Annotated in this window: 1 protein-coding gene; it reads right to left on the bottom strand. The window is 72.9% G+C overall.

Annotation, left to right across the window (positions count from 1 at the left end; genetic code table 11):
• The coding region (locus IH13_RS0110050) for a tetratricopeptide repeat protein (protein WP_420713348.1) at positions 1-605 on the bottom strand (605 nt) is incomplete at its 3' end.
• Positions 606-814 lie beyond the last annotated feature (209 nt).

Below are 814 nucleotides of genomic sequence, written 5' to 3'. Positions count from 1 at the left end.
GCCGCGATGCGCCACCAGCCGGCCGCCTCGTCGGCGTATCCGCGCTGGTGGAGCAGGACACCCAGGTTGTTGGCGGCCGCGCGGTCCCCCTCGGCCGTGGCGGCACGCAGGTAGGACTCGGCGCCGTCCAGCTCTCCGCGGCGCAGCAGGAGGGCGCCCAGGACGCTCATGGACGCGGTGTCACCGGCGTCCGCGGCGCGGCGGTGCCGCGCCTCCGCCTCGGCGTGGTCCGTGGGCTCCGTCGCGTCGGCGGCCTCTCCCCCGGGAGCGGCCTTCCCCGCGGCCGCCGGGCGCGGTTCCACGGCACCGGGTCCCGCCGCATCCGGCGCCGGGGCCCGCGGCACCACGAGGCCCGGCTCTCCGGCGCCCGGCTCCTCCACGGCCGGCGGGGTCCGCGGGGCGACCACGGAGCGGCCGGAGGCTTCGGCGCGGGCCGCGTCGGCGCGGCTTCCGTCAGGGGCCACCGCAGCGGTTCCCGCAGCCTCCTCGGCCTCGGCGACGGCAGCGGCGAACACCGCATCTGCCACGTTTCCCGTCATCCGGCCGCTTCGCTGCACAAACCGCCCTGTCTCCAACAGAGTTGCCCTGTCCCCCATAAATACCATCGTCCCACCACCCGTGACCCGCGTACACCTGGTATACCGCTCCCAGTGAGGTCACTACAGCGTTTTGTCGACATGCCCACAGAGAGACAAGTGAAACACGTTCGGCTCCCACTCGTGCCCCTCGAACCGCCCTTCATACCGACGACTTGAGAAAGCCGCCCGACACATGACGAAGGCCCGGATCCTCGAAAGGATCCGGGCCTTCATCT

Origin of the sequence: Streptomyces sp. NRRL WC-3549, assembly GCF_000721935.1 — a bacterium.
Lineage (GTDB): Bacteria > Actinomycetota > Actinomycetes > Streptomycetales > Streptomycetaceae > Streptomyces.
The sequence above is the reverse complement of the archived record's forward strand: the minus strand, read 5'-3'. Positions and strand labels throughout refer to the sequence as shown.